16 protein-coding genes, 2 tRNA genes and 1 rRNA gene are annotated in these 14,223 nt (G+C 34.8%); 15 read left to right on the forward strand and 4 right to left on the reverse strand.

What is annotated here, in order from left to right:
• Nucleotides 1–7: 7 nt before the first annotated feature.
• From rrf to F5ESL0263_RS01440, 6 genes are all read left to right on the forward strand, one after another.
• Nucleotides 8–124 (forward strand): 5S ribosomal RNA (gene rrf, locus F5ESL0263_RS01415).
• An 11-nt stretch (nt 125–135) separates the two neighbouring features.
• Nucleotides 136–208: transfer RNA gene (locus tag F5ESL0263_RS01420), tRNA-Asn, on the forward strand.
• A gap of 166 nt (nt 209–374) precedes the next feature.
• A complete protein-coding gene (locus F5ESL0263_RS01425; protein ID WP_122034314.1) occupies nt 375–1,379 on the forward strand; it encodes a mannose/fructose/sorbose PTS transporter subunit IIA in 1,005 nt (334 codons plus the stop codon).
• Between the two features lie 18 nt (nt 1,380–1,397).
• Nucleotides 1,398–2,204 carry a PTS mannose/fructose/sorbose transporter subunit IIC gene (locus F5ESL0263_RS01430; RefSeq protein WP_046306072.1) on the forward strand — a complete coding sequence of 269 codons (807 nt, stop codon included), beginning with the start codon at nt 1,398–1,400 and terminating at the stop codon, nt 2,202–2,204.
• Nucleotides 2,205–2,231: 27 nt separating this feature from the next.
• Complete coding sequence (locus F5ESL0263_RS01435) at nt 2,232–3,146, forward strand: PTS system mannose/fructose/sorbose family transporter subunit IID (protein ID WP_122034316.1); 915 nt, start codon at nt 2,232–2,234, stop codon at nt 3,144–3,146.
• A 3-nt stretch (nt 3,147–3,149) separates the two neighbouring features.
• Nucleotides 3,150–3,512: a DUF956 family protein gene (locus tag F5ESL0263_RS01440; RefSeq protein ID WP_109715127.1), complete on the forward strand. Its 363-nt coding sequence runs from the start codon at nt 3,150–3,152 to the stop codon at nt 3,510–3,512.
• Between the two features lie 38 nt (nt 3,513–3,550).
• Here F5ESL0263_RS01440 and F5ESL0263_RS01445 read toward each other — a convergent pair whose 3' ends face one another.
• Both F5ESL0263_RS01445 and F5ESL0263_RS01450 read right to left on the reverse strand, forming a co-directional pair.
• Complete coding sequence (locus F5ESL0263_RS01445) at nt 3,551–4,243, reverse strand: B3/4 domain-containing protein (RefSeq protein ID WP_122034318.1); 693 nt, start codon at nt 4,241–4,243, stop codon at nt 3,551–3,553.
• Between the two features lie 144 nt (nt 4,244–4,387).
• Nucleotides 4,388–5,758, reverse strand: a complete 1,371-nt coding sequence (locus F5ESL0263_RS01450) for an amino acid permease (RefSeq protein ID WP_122034320.1) — start codon at nt 5,756–5,758, stop codon at nt 4,388–4,390.
• A gap of 149 nt (nt 5,759–5,907) precedes the next feature.
• Here F5ESL0263_RS01450 and F5ESL0263_RS01455 point away from each other — a divergent pair, with 149 nt between their 5' ends.
• Nucleotides 5,908–6,459: a GNAT family N-acetyltransferase gene (locus F5ESL0263_RS01455; protein WP_122034322.1), complete on the forward strand. Its 552-nt coding sequence runs from the start codon at nt 5,908–5,910 to the stop codon at nt 6,457–6,459.
• 25 nt (nt 6,460–6,484) lie between these two features.
• On the opposite strand, the gene galE is transcribed toward F5ESL0263_RS01455, so the two are convergent.
• Nucleotides 6,485–7,477, reverse strand: coding sequence for a UDP-glucose 4-epimerase GalE (gene galE / locus F5ESL0263_RS01460; protein ID WP_122034323.1), 993 nt, complete (start codon nt 7,475–7,477; stop codon nt 6,485–6,487).
• A gap of 136 nt (nt 7,478–7,613) precedes the next feature.
• Here galE and F5ESL0263_RS01465 point away from each other — a divergent pair, with 136 nt between their 5' ends.
• The 4 genes from F5ESL0263_RS01465 (at nt 7,614) to F5ESL0263_RS01480 (ending at nt 10,600) form a co-directional block, all read left to right on the forward strand.
• Nucleotides 7,614–8,378: an NADPH-dependent oxidoreductase gene (locus F5ESL0263_RS01465; RefSeq protein WP_122034325.1), complete on the forward strand. Its 765-nt coding sequence runs from the start codon at nt 7,614–7,616 to the stop codon at nt 8,376–8,378.
• A 119-nt stretch (nt 8,379–8,497) separates the two neighbouring features.
• A tRNA-Thr gene (locus F5ESL0263_RS01470) sits at nt 8,498–8,570 on the forward strand.
• A gap of 573 nt (nt 8,571–9,143) precedes the next feature.
• Nucleotides 9,144–9,815, forward strand: a complete 672-nt coding sequence (locus tag F5ESL0263_RS01475) for a DUF6287 domain-containing protein (protein WP_122034326.1) — start codon at nt 9,144–9,146, stop codon at nt 9,813–9,815.
• A 17-nt stretch (nt 9,816–9,832) separates the two neighbouring features.
• A complete protein-coding gene (locus tag F5ESL0263_RS01480; RefSeq protein WP_122034328.1) occupies nt 9,833–10,600 on the forward strand; it encodes a hypothetical protein in 768 nt (255 codons plus the stop codon).
• A gap of 347 nt (nt 10,601–10,947) precedes the next feature.
• Here F5ESL0263_RS01480 and F5ESL0263_RS01485 read toward each other — a convergent pair whose 3' ends face one another.
• The gene (locus F5ESL0263_RS01485) at nt 10,948–11,130 is read right to left on the reverse strand and encodes a YlcI/YnfO family protein (RefSeq protein ID WP_122034330.1); all 183 of its coding nucleotides are present in this window, start codon (nt 11,128–11,130) and stop codon (nt 10,948–10,950) included.
• 238 nt (nt 11,131–11,368) lie between these two features.
• Between F5ESL0263_RS01485 and F5ESL0263_RS01490 the strand changes: the two genes are divergently transcribed.
• From F5ESL0263_RS01490 to F5ESL0263_RS01505, 4 genes are all read left to right on the forward strand, one after another.
• Nucleotides 11,369–11,965, forward strand: a complete 597-nt coding sequence (locus F5ESL0263_RS01490; RefSeq protein ID WP_122034332.1) for a CFI-box-CTERM domain-containing protein — start codon at nt 11,369–11,371, stop codon at nt 11,963–11,965.
• Between the two features lie 44 nt (nt 11,966–12,009).
• Entirely contained in the window at nt 12,010–12,858 is an 849-nt protein-coding gene (locus tag F5ESL0263_RS01495; protein ID WP_122034334.1) for a hypothetical protein, read from the forward strand.
• A 159-nt stretch (nt 12,859–13,017) separates the two neighbouring features.
• The gene (locus tag F5ESL0263_RS01500) at nt 13,018–13,572 is read left to right on the forward strand and encodes a hypothetical protein (RefSeq protein WP_122034336.1); all 555 of its coding nucleotides are present in this window, start codon (nt 13,018–13,020) and stop codon (nt 13,570–13,572) included.
• 7 nt (nt 13,573–13,579) lie between these two features.
• Nucleotides 13,580–14,161, forward strand: a complete 582-nt coding sequence (locus F5ESL0263_RS01505; protein ID WP_122034337.1) for a hypothetical protein — start codon at nt 13,580–13,582, stop codon at nt 14,159–14,161.
• Nucleotides 14,162–14,223: the final 62 nt, after the last annotated feature.

The raw sequence follows: 14,223 nt of genomic DNA on the forward strand, positions 1-14,223 counted from the left end.
AAAAAAGTACGGTGGCAATAGCAAGAAGGAAACACCTGTAACCATGCCGAACACAGCAGTTAAGCTTCTTCACGCCGAGAGTAGTTGGTGGGAGACTGCCTGCGAGGGTAGGACGCTGCCGTGCTTTTTTAATATTCCGGCTTAGCTCAGTTGGTAGAGCGCTTGACTGTTAATCAAGATGTCGTCAGTTCGAGTCTGACAGCCGGAGCAAAGTACAAGAAAAGAGGATCTTAATTGATCCTCTTTTTTGTTGTACTATATTTTTATTAAATAAATAATATTATAAGATTAGAATGTGATTAGTCTGCGGTTTATAGCTCTTTTTAGGTGTACAATGTAAATGGATACATTTTATCTAAAAGGAGGAAAAGCTCATGGTAGGAATTGTGTTAGCCAGCCATGGCGGTTTTGCCGATGGAATTGCGCAGTCTGCGCAAATGCTATTCGGAGAACAAGACAATTTTGCTCATGTTATTTTGTCGCCTGATGAAGGGCCGGAAGATATTAAGAGCAAGATGGAAGATGCAATTGCCTCATTTGATGATTCGAATGAAGTATTGTTAATAGTTGATCTTTGGGGTGGGACACCGTTTAATCAAGCAAACGGTTTACTAGAAGATCACGAAAACTGGGCAGTCGTTTCTGGTATGAATTTACCAATGGTTGTTGAAGCTTTAACGCAGAGAATGACCAATCCTGATCATACTGCAAAAGAAATAGCCACTGCTATTATTGAACCTGCTAAGGATGGTATTAAAACTAAACCAATAGATTTAATGCCAAAAACTGAAGCTTCAGTTCAAGGTGGTGCAGGTGTAGCTAAACCTGCAAAATCTATTCCAGAAGGAACAGTAGTTGGTGATGGACATATCAAGTACGTTCTAGCTAGAATTGATTCACGTTTATTGCACGGTCAAGTTGCTACCGGATGGATACCAGCAATGCATCCTGATCGCGTTATTGTTGTTTCAGACAGTGTTGCTAAGGATGAGATGCGTAAGAGCATGATTCGTGAAGCTGCACCTGCTGGTGTTAAGGCTCATACTGTTCCAATCAAGAAAATGATTGAAATTGCAAATGATCCTCGCTTTGGTAATACTCATGCATTATTGCTGTTTGAAAATCCTGAGGATGTTCTAACAGTTATTAAAGCTGGTATTGACCTTAAGACTATCAACGTGGGTTCAATGTCTTATAAAGTTGGTGATGTTAACGCTAATAACGTCTTGTCAATGAATCAAGACGACGTTGATACTTTCCGCGAACTTGAAAAAATGGGAGTTGAGTTCGACGTACGGAAAGTACCAACTGATAAAGGCGGTAATATGGACGCAATTTTGAATAAGGCTCAAAGCTTGTTGGATGAACAAAAGAAATAAAAGAGTAGGAGCAAAAAAATGAACGCTATACAAATGATCTTAGTTGTTCTAGTTGCCTTTCTTGCAGGTATGGAAGGTATCTTGGATCAATGGGAATTTCACCAACCTTTAGTTGCTTGTACACTAATTGGATTAGTTACTGGACATCTAGATTTAGGAATTATCTTAGGTGGTTATTTACAAATGATTGCACTAGGTTGGGCTAACATTGGTGCCGCAGTTGCACCTGATGCCGCATTAGCCTCAGTAGCTTCAGCTATCATTTTGGTTCAAAGTGGTCAGGGCACCAAAGGAATTGGTATGGCTACAGGTATTGCTATGCCTTTAGCTGTTGCCGGACTATTTTTAACTATGATTGTACGTACTATTTCAACTGGTATTGCGCATATTATGGACGCTGATGCTAAAAAGGGAAATTGGCGCAAAATTAATATGTGGCAATGGGTTGCTGTTTGCTTGCAGGGATTAAGAATTGCTATTCCAGCTGCTTTATTGCTAGCTATTCCAGCATCTACTGTTAGATATTGGTTAGGTTTAATGCCAGCTTGGTTAAGTGATGGTATGTCACTCGGTGGTGCTATGGTCGTAGCTGTTGGTTATGCAATGGTTATTAACATGATGGCTAGCCGTGAAGTTTGGCCATTCTTTGCAATTGGTTTTGCTTTAGCTGCCATCAAGGACTTAACTTTAATTGCTTTAGGCGCAATTGGTTTGGCTCTTGCCGTAATGTACTTAGCTCTTGAATCTAAGGGTGGTAATGGCAACAAGAGTTCAGATAATGAAGGTACCGGCGATCCACTCGGCGATATCATTGACGACTATTAAAGTGATATTTAAGAGGAGGATTTTATTATGGCTGATCAAAAAATCAAATTAAGTAAAGCCGACCGCTTCAACGTGATGTGGCACTCACAATTTTTACAAGCATCATGGAACTATGAAAGAATGCAGAATGGTGGTTTTGCGTATTCACTAATTCCAGCATTAAGAAAGCTATATCCAAAAAAGGATGATATGTCTGCAGCACTCGAACGTCACTTAGTTTTCTTCAACGTTCACCCTTACCTAGTTTCACCAATTTTAGGTGTTACGCTTGCTTTGGAAGAAGATAAGGCAAACGGTGCTGAAGTTCAAGACGAAGCTATTCAAGGTGTTAAAGTCGGAATGATGGGACCTTTGGCTGGTGTCGGTGACCCAGTATTTTGGTACACAGTTCGTCCAATCCTAGGCGCTTTGGGAGCATCAATGGCTATCCAAGGCAACCTTTTAGGGCCTATTTTGTTCTTTGTACTTTGGAATGTCATCAGAATTGCCTTTATGTGGTACACACAAGAATTTGGTTACAAAGCAGGTTCTGCAATTACTAATGATGTATCTGGTGGTCTTTTACAAAAGGTTACTCGTGGAGCTTCAATGATGGGTATGTTTGTCCTTGGTTCGCTAATTGAGCGTTGGGTAAACATTAAATTCACACCAATAGTTTCAAAAACACCGCTTCAAAAGGGTGCGTACATTGACTGGAACTCGATTCCTGCTGGTGCGAAGGGAATTCAACAGGCATTGATTGATCAAAGTAACGGATTGTCGCTTACTAAATTCAAGGTAACCACTTTACAAAACAACTTGGATACCTTGATTCCTGGTTTAGCTGGTTTGCTGTTAACTTTCTTATGTATGTGGTTATTGAAGAAGAAAGTTTCACCAATCGTTATTATTATCGCTATCTTTGTTATTGGTGTTCTACTACACGTTTTACACATAATTTAAAAAATGGTTGAATCACAGAACACTAAAGTAGACTTGACGACTGATGCTACGTGGTTTCGAGCAGTTGCTTCGTACGGCAACATCATGGTTGGAAACAAAGCAATCGAATTTTATAATGATCGCAATCTTTCTGACTATGTCCAAATACCTTGGAATGAAGTTACTTATGTAGTGGCTGACGTTCATTTCAAAGGAAAGTATATTCCGCGATTTGAAATTAGAACTCGCACTAGTGGAACATTTATTTTTACTACTAAAAATAATAAAAAAACATTACGGGCAATCCGTAACTATGTTCCGGCTGATCATATGCGACAGGCATTGAGTCTATGGCAAAATTTAAAGCGAAGATTTACACGTAATTAAAAAGGTTCCTAAGTAGATATCTACTTAGGAACCTTTTTCTATTGGTTTTTAGTAAATGAGTTTATTTTACCCTCAATACCTAAATAATTACGAACTTTATCACGTAATGCAGTTACTGCTGCTTCAGCACGCTTTTTCTGTGCAGGAGTAATGCCTTCAATAATTAAAATCGCATTGGTTGTTTCTTCGGTCAGCATTGTTCTTTCACCGTCACGCCAGTTCAGTGATCGACAAATTGCGCCAGCTTCATCATAATAAATCACTTCTCCATCGCGAGGAGGATCATTTTTAGTCTCACCAATTGGGAAAAATTCTTCAGCACCTTTTGCAATTCCTAGATGCATTGGACCTACTATCTTATCGAGGTCTTCACCACCACATGGTACGCCATACTCAAGCGAAATACTGTTATAGATGTCGACTAATGGATTAATTGGGGAAAAGGTCCTTCCTTGAGAAACTCGTTTTAATAGAGCTTCAATTGAGGCACGAGCTCCCTTTTTCTTTTTAAATTTAGTCAGTACCATGCGCCAATCGGCTATTATTTCGTTATCCTTAAAATCAGCTGCAGATAAGAATGATTTTGCTTCTTCTTCAGCATTATTAAGCATAGTTTGATAATCACTCTGATTGGTTGGTATTTGGTTGTTCAATCCGCTTAATTCGATAGTATAAATTTGAGCATCTGGAAAAAGGTCCCAAAAATCATTATCAACGATAAGTGCTGTCATTATAATTCCTCCTAATAATAAAAAAACTTAGTAAACTCTACTAAGACCTAAAGAGTTTACTAAGTTCTGGCACCCGGTGGCGACTTGGTTATATAAATAAATTAAATTGTATTACAAGGGATAAACACATGCAAGAACCAAATTTTATTTCTCTTTTTCTTTTTGCCATATTTTGGCTACAGTGGATAAGAGAATAAAGATCAAAATAGCTGCAACCATTGATACACGATTATTTGGCAAAATGAGTAACAAAATAATCATCATGATAAAAAATAGTAAGGTTAAATAATCCAAATAAGGAAATCCTGGCATTTTAAAATCACTTAATTTGGTCTCTGGTGTCTGTTTGCGATATGCAATGTGCGTCAGTAGCATTAAGCACCAGATGATAATAAACATGCTGGTAGAAGTGGACGAAATGAAATTAAAAGCCTGGTTGCCAATTAAGATAATGACAAAGGGTGCAAGAGCCATTAGACAGGCGGATAAAATCAAACCGTTTTGAGGTAATTGTCTTCTTAAATGACCAAAGGTCTTGTTCCACTTGCCTTTTCCATTAAAGGTAACAGAAAAAAGTAATCGTCCCGCACTATACAAAATACTATTGGTTGATGAAACGGCCGCAGAAATCACAACGAAATTAATGATTGAGCCAGCGTTACGAATGCCAGTTGCTGCAAGAGTCTGTACAAAAGGGCTAGAACTAGTTGAAACCTTATTCCAAGGAATAACAATTAGAATTGCAACAATTGCTAAAACATAAAACAAAATAATTCGTAGTGGAACTTCATTAATTGCTTTCTTAATTGTGACTTTAGGATTTTGTGCTTCGGCTGCCGTCAGGCCAACCAATTCAACACCGACAAAACTAAAAATTACCATTTGAAATCCAGCGAAAAAGCCGGAACTTCCTTTAGCAAAGAAGCCACCATTATTAGTTAAATTCGCGAAAGTTACTGGGCCAAAACTGGTTTTTCCACCAGTAACGGCCAAATAAGCTACCAAAATGACAAAAGCAATCACAGTAACAATTTTGATGATTGCAAAACTAAACTCTAGATTTCCAAATAGGCGAGCAGAAAGTAAGTTAATAAAAAGCAGGATAGCAATTGTAACCAGACCTGGAATCCAGGTTGCCAAATGAGGGAACCAATATTGAAAATAGATTCCTAAAGCCGTCATTTCAGCCATTCCTAGCGTGACCCAACTAATCCAATACAGGTAACCGGAAATAAAACCGATATTTTTACCTAAATATTTCTGAATAAAATCAATGTAGGTGTGCTTGGATAGGTCAGAGACAATTAATTCACCCAGGGCCCGCATCAATAAAAATAAAAAAATACCGACAATCATGTAAATTAAAATGACGCTTGGACCGGCCATTCTAATACTGTTGCCGACACCCAAAAATAAACCCGTGCCAATTGTACCACCTAGTGCAATTAACTGAATATGGGCATTGGTTAAGGTTCGTTCATAACCCGAACTATTATTTTCGTTTTCGTCATCCATCTAATCACTCCAAATTCTAGATATGTATTTTTATACTACAATAATCGATTATAGCACTAGTTTAACTGCCTTGAATTATTAGTATTAAAAAAAGATGAAAACAGTAGTATCATGGAATAAAATAGATAGGTAAAAGGAGTGTTACGGAAATGTTTACAATTGCTAAGTTTTTGTTTGCTGGCCAAGAAATAGAGTTAGTTTTACCTGAAATAAAGCATGCACAAGCGCTATATGAAATTATTGTTCACGATCGAGTAGAACTGGCACGCTTTTTACCATGGGCTGATAAAATTAACGTAGTTGAAGATGAAATAGATTTTATTAAGCAAATGCGTAGGGAAACCGCAGAGTATAAGAAACTTGCTTTAGTAGTTCTAGTTAACGGCGATGCGGCTGGAATGCTTGACCTCCATAATATTAAATTGAAAAATCAAAGTGCGGAAATAGGCTATTGGTTGGGGCAAGCGTATCAGAAGAAAGGAATTATGACTCAAGCAGTTAAAAAGCTGGTTGAAGTATCCTTTAATCAATTAGGATTGCATCGACTTAGCCTATTGGCTGACCATGAAAACAGGGCTAGTTGTGCAATAGCGGAGAGACTTAATTTTGCCCATATAGCATTATTGCCGGATGAAGTAAAATATCATGGTGAGTTTCGAGATATGGAGTTGTATACCTTAATAAACAAAAACAGCTTATAGTAGCTATGTACTATAAGCCGTTTTATTATTTGTCTTCGTAACCATTGGGATGTTTTTGGTGCCACTGCCAAGCACTTTCAATGGCCTCTTCCGCACTTTCATGTTGCGGTTGCCAGTTTAAGATGGATCTTGCTTTGTCCGAATTAGCGATTAAACTATCGGGATCTCCAGCTCTTCGTGGTCCGATTGTATAAGGAATATCTATTCCGGTGACACTACGAGCTGCTTGTAGAATTTCAAGATTGGAATAACCATGTGCGGTTCCTAAATTGAAAACATCTGAATGATCAGTTTTCATTAAATATTGAAGTGCTAAGATATGAGCGTCGATTAAGTCGTTTATTTCAACGTAATCGCGCACGTTAGTACCATCCTTAGTATCGTAATCATCACCAAAAATAGTAAATTTTCCGTCTCCAGTAATAGCACTACGTAAAATATTAGGGATTAAATGCGTCTCAGGTCCGTGATCTTCACCGTAATTACCGTCTGTTGAAGCTCCTGCGACGTTAAAGTAGCGAAGAGCAACAGACTTAATACCCTCAGATTTATCTGCCCAGTGCATGATTTTTTCCATCATTGCCTTGGTATCACCATAAGGATTAATTGGATTTAGAGGCGAATCTTCTGTAATTGGTAACTTCTTGGGGATGCCATAAGTTGCAGCACTTGATGAAAAGACAAGATACTTAACTTGTGCATCTTTCATAGCTTCCAAAAGGGCAATCATACCGGAAACATTATTATCGTAGTATTTAAGTGGCTTTTTAACAGATTCAGGTACAAGTGAGTAGGCAGCAAAGTGCATCACTGCGTCAATTTTTTCTTCACGTAAAATCTGACTGACTAAGAATTTATCTTCGATATCACCTTGATAAAACTTTGCCTTGGGATTAACAGCTTTTCGATGGCCTGTGTAGAGTGCGTCAAGGACAACAACTTCATAGCCTTGTTCAACTAAATGCTTGACGGCAATTGAGCCAATGTAGCCGGCCCCGCCAATAACTAATACACGCATAATTTCCTCCATTAATATTTTTATAGACAGTTAAATTCTAGCATAGTGCAAGAGAGGTTGCTGAAATATTTCTGCTATAATGTTTTATATAGCAAAGTAAAAAGTTAGTCAAAATAGTATGGAAAGAAGTAGTCAAATGATTCATAATGCAACAATTGATCAACAAGTCAATCATCGATCGATTCGTAAATTTAAAGATCAACAATTAACTGAGGAGCAGTTAACGACTTTATACACAGTTTTTCAACATACTGCGACAAGTTTATTTATGCAAAATGCAACTCTTTTACATATTACTGATGAAACTAAACGAGCAAAAATTAGAGAATTGTGTGGGCAAAAATACGTTGGTGCACAAGGAGATCTCTTTATTTTTGTAGTTGATTTATACCGGAATCAACAAATTAGGCAGCAGTTAGGTAAGGATGATGGTCGACTTCACACTACTGACATTTTCTTCCAGGGTTTGGATGACACACTACTTGCTTGGCAAAATGTGGGTAATGCCGTGGAAAGTATGGGCTTAGGTTATGTGCCACTTGGGACAATTAATGATCATCCGTTGGCGATGTTAGATGTATTGGGCTTGCCTAAACTGACTTTTCCAGCTTTAGGGATGCAAGTAGGTGTGCCTGACCAAAATCCACAATTAAAACCACGTTTGCCACTAGAATTTACTACTTTTGAAAATGATTATCCACGTGATTTTACTGTGGATAATTTGAAAGATTACGATCAAGTTGTCACAACTTATTATGATTTGCGTGATACAAATAAACGAATTGATTCATTTACTAAACAAATTACGGGTGAAAAGTTAAATACAAAGGCAATTGACCGTGATGAGTTACCTGAACTTTTACACAAGCAAGAATTATGCCTAGACTGGAAATTAAACTAAAATTTGATTTTTGTGGAAAAGTTGTCAGTAGCTTATGTAGTCTACTATAAATAAGAAAAGTCGTGCATTCAATTGCACGGCTTTTCTTGTTCTGGTATAATTTATACGTTGTAAAAAGCGCTGATTTAGCTCAGTTGGTAGAGCGTTTCCCTCGTAAAGAAAAGGTCGCCAGTTCGATTCTGGCAATCAGCATTCAGAAGAATCATTCAAATTAATTAACCTTGATTTATCAACGTTTTATGAAGATAAATTAAGGTTAATTTTTGTTTATAACAGATAATTATGTACATGAGTTGAACACAGTTTCAGCTCATGTACTAAGAAAATCTTATGGAACAAAAATTAATAATTTAGCGGGCTTTGTACTCGCTATTTTTTGTGTCAAAGGATATGCGTCAAAAGGAGTGTTCTTTTATTTAGTAAAAGAACAAATTCGTCATCAGATATAAAAATACTCACATTTTTATTTTGCATTGCATTTTGCAATGCAAATAGTAAAATATATTGCTAAAGAAGTGGATATATTTTTGATTACTATTTCATTTTTTTAATGCGTATTCACATGTTGAAATAATTAATTCAAAAGATTAAAGATAAAATCCGACGGACTGACTTTCCATTTCTTTAAGATTTTGTCTCATCATGACTGACAATTTGAATGTCAAAGCGTATGTAATGACAAAAGGCGTTGTTCATATAAGCTGAAAGACAGTTATATTCTTAAACTGTCTTGCGAAGTGTAAAACGAAAAGGGTTGAAGATATTTTGAATAAAAAAATAAAGATGATAACTGGGTTGCTAATATGTAGCAGTCTGTTTGGGGGATGTAGTGCAAATCATAAATCTAGTTCTAATGAAAGTTCTGTAAGAACTGTTCAAACTAACAAAAAAGTAAAGTCAAAAAATACAATTCAAAAAAATAGTAATAGCAATGCTCCTCATAAAGTTGAGGCAGTTAGCAACAAGATAAGCCATAAGATGAATTTAGCTCAAATTAGAAAAGGCAATTATTCTAGCATTGCTGGTGAATGGAAAGAAGTTGCGTTTGCAAATAATCGGCTTGACGGCAAAGGAATTACTTGGAGAAATATGAAAAAAGTATATATTCAGAATCTAAGAGTTACTAAAAATAAGATGTTTTTGGGTAAATACGAACTTGTTCGAGGCAAAAGATTGTCAGACGCTAATGATGTCAAAAAGTTTAAGCGAAAACTAAAGTTTACTGTTCCTTCAAAGGCCAATAGATCGAAATATCCTCCGCTTACTGCATCTTCTGAAGGTGCGATTACGTGGAGTTTGGATTTTTATCCGCGGAATATTCCTATTGTGAGTCAAGTACATGGTCGATTTACAAAGGCTGTTGATACTAGAAAAGAGCGAATATTGATTTTCTGTAGTAATATGGGTGATAACTTTATTTTTCAAAGAGATAATTGATTTATGAGAGGTGCTTAATGAAACTTAAAGAATATTCTGGAATTAATAAAGTAACTTTAGAAGATTTTTTAGCTTTAGATTCAGAACAGGCTGTAAGATTTGATTTCTTAACTCAAGGAGAAGAAGCGGATCGAACGGAGCTAACAAATAGCATTTATCATAAGCTTTTTCCTTGGTTTGATGAAAAAAAACATGCGGGTGATACGATAAATACCTATCGAATAGCAGTAAAAAAGTATTATGGCAAGTACTATCGCTTTTTAGACAGAAAGACACAGTTAGAAATTATTGGTATTATAAAAAAATGTACGCCGCATAATGAAGGCCAGATTTTAGAATTTGAAGAAACTGATAAAAATGGCAAACCATATTATCAACTCTGTAATAATTATCAACTAGGAAATTTCTATATCTTGCCAGTTCAAGGTGGAATTAATCCTAAGAGAGCTCAAGAGCCGTACAATGATTTCTTTGATGATTTTTTAAATGTACTGAGTGATTTTTATAATAATAATGATTTCAAAAAAACTGATAAATTGAAGGAAGCTATACTATCTCAGAAAGATTATTTTAAAAGATTTGATAGCATTACTGATTTTCTAGATAAGAACTACTTATGGAGTTTTACAAAAAGAATTACAGAAGATACTATTTCACTCCAAAATTTATCAGATAAAGCAACTTTTGAAGAGTATGTTTTAGCAATTACAGATATTATCAACCAGCGAGGCAAAGAGCTTTATGATGCATTGAAGGTGAATGATAGTCAGAATACAATCTCTTAAATAAAAAAATCAGAAATCAATTGCTGCTGTTAAAAGTTTAATGATCCAATCACCTAGAAGACAGCAGCATAGGAAAATTACAGGTATATATTAACTGTGGTACTTTTTTATAGAATTATAAATATAGTCTTTAAAGTTAATAAAAACTAAAATAAAACTAAAACAGCGTTTGTCGGCTTTAAAATTTTGAGCCATCAAACGCTGTTTTTGTATATGATTTATCAAATCGACTAGGACTAATACGTCTCTAATTAATTATAAATCAACAAATGCACTTCATATTTTATCATGCAAAGTGTATTGCAAAATATAATGCTAAATGTAAAATAAAACTATGGAAAATTTAGTTACTTCTTTTTAGGTGTGTCTTCTAAATCACTAAGAGCATACTCACATGCTTGAATCACAAAACTAGAAAAAGTAACATCTTTTCCTTCAATTGCTGTCTCGATCTGCTTAATAAGACTTAGCGGAAAGCGAATAGTCTTATTTTCAGTTTCTTTTCGGTTCGATTTAATTTGAAATGCCAATTTGTTTACCTCCTGTTGGAATCATTGTAAGGAGTAATCTATTATAAATATGCATTGCAAATAGCAGGACGGAAGAACGGAAGATAATCAGCAAAAGTGAATAAGTAAGTATTACTAAAGACGCAATATACTATTGTAATAGAGTTGAAGAATATACTTGAATATAAATTTCGAGTACTAGCTTTTATTACCTAGTTTGTTCAATAGTAAGATTAGTTAATGTTAAAGGAGAAAATTAATGAGTTACAGTGATTTAGCAAATTGTGCAAGAGAGGTTATGTCAAAACCGGACTTTTTAGCTGACCATAAGGTATATATGTATATGAAACCGCAAAATGGAAACCAGAGAATTGAAGAATACACTAATGTTTATAATGTCAGTGCTCAAAATGATAATTCAATTGCTTTATATGATAAAAATGGTTCAAAGATAGTTGAAATTTATCCAGATGAAACTACTACGTTGAATGGTGTACCGGCTATAAATTATGGGGTTGATGAAACAAATGGTAGTACAGGTTGCTACTTGACCACTGCATGTGTTGATTATTTTGGTAAACCGGATGACTGTTATGAATTAGAAACGTTAAGAAGTTTTAGAGATGGTTTTATGCAGACTTCAACTGAAATGAAGGAAGCTGCTAAAAAATATTATGTAATTGCACCAAAGATTGTAGCAAAAATAAATTCTTTGCCTAATAAAGCTTCTGTTTATCAGAAAATGTATACGGACTTAGTACAAAAGTGTATTAACCTGATTAATAAAGGCAAAAATAAAGAAGCTTATGAAACTTATAAAGATTATTCAGAAGCATTAGAAGAGAAATATTTGTAAATTATATTGTTCTTTGATGATAAATTTGGCTGGTGAAATAAAAAATGAAAAGCAAGCACAAAATACTTAAACTATTAGTTTCTATTTCAGTAATAGGAATTTTTGGTGGTATTGCTGAAACTAATCCAATCAATGCTATGAATCCACAAACCGTTAAAGCTAAGGAAAAAGAAAAGTACGTTCTTACTTTTTATCCAGACTATCAAGTTATTCACGGTTCATTCAAAAATGAGTCTTCAAATTCAAGTGGTTATAAATACATAAAATTTCTAGTATCCGGTTTAAAACGGCGAGGCTATAAATTTAATTCAAATTTTTCTGAAGGAAAATGGCATAAGCATAACAGTAAGTTAGATAAAAAAGAAACAAAGAAATTAGCTTTTAAGGTTAAAAAAACTCAGATTGCTAATACTACTGAAAAAGAAAAATTAATTGGAAAAAGACTGAAAACAATACCTAAAAAGCTTCGTGGACAATGGTTTAGTCCACAAAATCTTCAGTGGACAATTAATAAAAAGCGAATGAATCGCACTGAACATGTATATAAACAAGAAAAAAAAGATATTTATGTTATACCGACTAGTAGTAATAGCGGCTATAGGTTTTGGGTAAAAAGTATTAAATATAAAAGCAGAAAGTACCGAGTTTTAGTCTATCAAAAATATAAATTTGTTCCTCAAGCAACAAATAATGCGCTTGTATATGAATTATATTCTAAAAACTGTTATTTAAGTGAAGAAGCAGCAAAATCTAGAAACCTTATATGGAAAAACATCAAATATCCAAATATTAACATGGTGTTTTCAACCTGGTTTCAAGGTAATCGACATAAACTAAGACTAAGTTATAAAGATGCGATTAGAATTTCAGAAGGATGGATAATCTCGTATTAAATTTTTATTTTAGTTGATTAGTCGATTAAATTATGCTTGAGCGTTCTGATTGAGACGGGGTAAAAAATAGACTTAACACCCAAAATCATCATGAATGATGTAAAGGTATCGGATTTTAAGGAATAGGGTTTTTATATAAAAGAATAAAGGGAGAATACTATGAAATTAAAAAAAGTTTTAGTGACATTAGTTGCTAGTTTAAGCTTGGTTTCAAGTGTTGGCACTATTAGTACTAGTCAAGTACAGATTGTAAGTGCAGCAAGAATGAAGTATGAATCGAACATGGATACGCCCAAGTTTATACGTGGCAAATGGTATTTTTCAGGTGAAAAAACTCCTCGGTTCAAATATACTAAATCAGTTTCATCTGTCATTAGATGGGGTCAAGGAATATTTGAGGTTGAAAAAAATGTTGCTAGATGGAAAAAATTAGGTAAAAACAAATATAAAATAACAAACCAAGAGCATAACAAGGACGGAAGTAAGAGTTCGTTCATGGGTGTAACGTTTGAACTTAAAAAGGCTAGCTATAAAAATAAGAAATATAAAGTTTTAATTCAACGTTGGGACGACTTGGGTGAGCGTGAGAATATTGACTATACTCCAATGTTTAATCACAAAATCAGTAAAAAAGATGCTAAAAACTTGGTGAAGAAGTGTCATCTAAGTAAATTCGAATTGAAATATGTATTAAAAAGCATAAAGAACTCATAAATCTTTTATGCTAAGGAAGCAAGATAATGAAATTAAAAAAGGCACTTATAGCACTGGCATGGGTTTAATTGCTGTTTCTACAATTACTGTTAAAAACGAAGAGCAAATAGTTAAGGCAGACGAACAGTATCAAGACCCACCTAAAGAACTTAGAGGGAAATGGTACGACTTAAATGAAAAACACTCGAATTATTTCTTTATATTAGGTACTCAAAAAAGCATTGATGCTGGTAAGGCGTATTCTAATACACTTTTTCAATATTGTAGGGAAGATTCCAAAAATGAATGTATTAAAACTGAATATAAGAGGTTAGGTAAGAATAACTATGACTTATTTCAGACAATGCAGAATAAGAAATCAAGCAAAACTGTAAAAGATATTAATAATGAAAAAGTTAAGAACATTTCTTATAAGGGTAAAAAATATCGCGTCTTGTTAATCGGTTACCGCGACCCAGGTAGAACAGTGAAGAGCTACTGGGCCCTATTTAGCAAGAACACGTCAAAAAAGATAGGCAAGGCTTTATTAGAGAAATGCCACTTAAGCAAAAAGGTTTTGAAGAAGACAATTAAAGAATCTATTCAATAGGTTTTATCAAAATGAAAATAAGGGCTCTTTTTGAGTCCTTATTTTATTAACTACAAGGGGGT

The organism is Lactobacillus sp. ESL0263 (genome assembly GCF_003692845.1).
Taxonomy (GTDB): Bacteria; Bacillota; Bacilli; order Lactobacillales; family Lactobacillaceae; genus Lactobacillus; species Lactobacillus apis.

Coding starts and splice junctions, on each gene's coding strand:
- F5ESL0263_RS01425 (WP_122034314.1), top strand. CDS start 375: ATGGTAGGAATTGTGTTAGCCAGCCATGGCGGTTTTGCCGATGGAATT.
- F5ESL0263_RS01480 (WP_122034328.1), top strand. CDS start 9,833: ATGAAACTTAAAGAATATTCTGGAATTAATAAAGTAACTTTAGAAGAT.
- F5ESL0263_RS01450 (WP_122034320.1), bottom strand. CDS start 5,758: ATGGATGACGAAAACGAAAATAATAGTTCGGGTTATGAACGAACCTTA.
- F5ESL0263_RS01490 (WP_122034332.1), top strand. CDS start 11,369: ATGAGTTACAGTGATTTAGCAAATTGTGCAAGAGAGGTTATGTCAAAA.
- F5ESL0263_RS01455 (WP_122034322.1), top strand. CDS start 5,908: ATGTTTACAATTGCTAAGTTTTTGTTTGCTGGCCAAGAAATAGAGTTA.
- F5ESL0263_RS01500 (WP_122034336.1), top strand. CDS start 13,018: ATGAAATTAAAAAAAGTTTTAGTGACATTAGTTGCTAGTTTAAGCTTG.
- F5ESL0263_RS01435 (WP_122034316.1), top strand. CDS start 2,232: ATGGCTGATCAAAAAATCAAATTAAGTAAAGCCGACCGCTTCAACGTG.
- F5ESL0263_RS01430 (WP_046306072.1), top strand. CDS start 1,398: ATGAACGCTATACAAATGATCTTAGTTGTTCTAGTTGCCTTTCTTGCA.
- F5ESL0263_RS01445 (WP_122034318.1), bottom strand. CDS start 4,243: ATGACAGCACTTATCGTTGATAATGATTTTTGGGACCTTTTTCCAGAT.
- F5ESL0263_RS01440 (WP_109715127.1), top strand. CDS start 3,150: ATGGTTGAATCACAGAACACTAAAGTAGACTTGACGACTGATGCTACG.
- F5ESL0263_RS01505 (WP_122034337.1), top strand. CDS start 13,580: ATGCTAAGGAAGCAAGATAATGAAATTAAAAAAGGCACTTATAGCACT.
- F5ESL0263_RS01495 (WP_122034334.1), top strand. CDS start 12,010: ATGAAAAGCAAGCACAAAATACTTAAACTATTAGTTTCTATTTCAGTA.
- galE (WP_122034323.1), bottom strand. CDS start 7,477: ATGCGTGTATTAGTTATTGGCGGGGCCGGCTACATTGGCTCAATTGCC.
- F5ESL0263_RS01465 (WP_122034325.1), top strand. CDS start 7,614: ATGATTCATAATGCAACAATTGATCAACAAGTCAATCATCGATCGATT.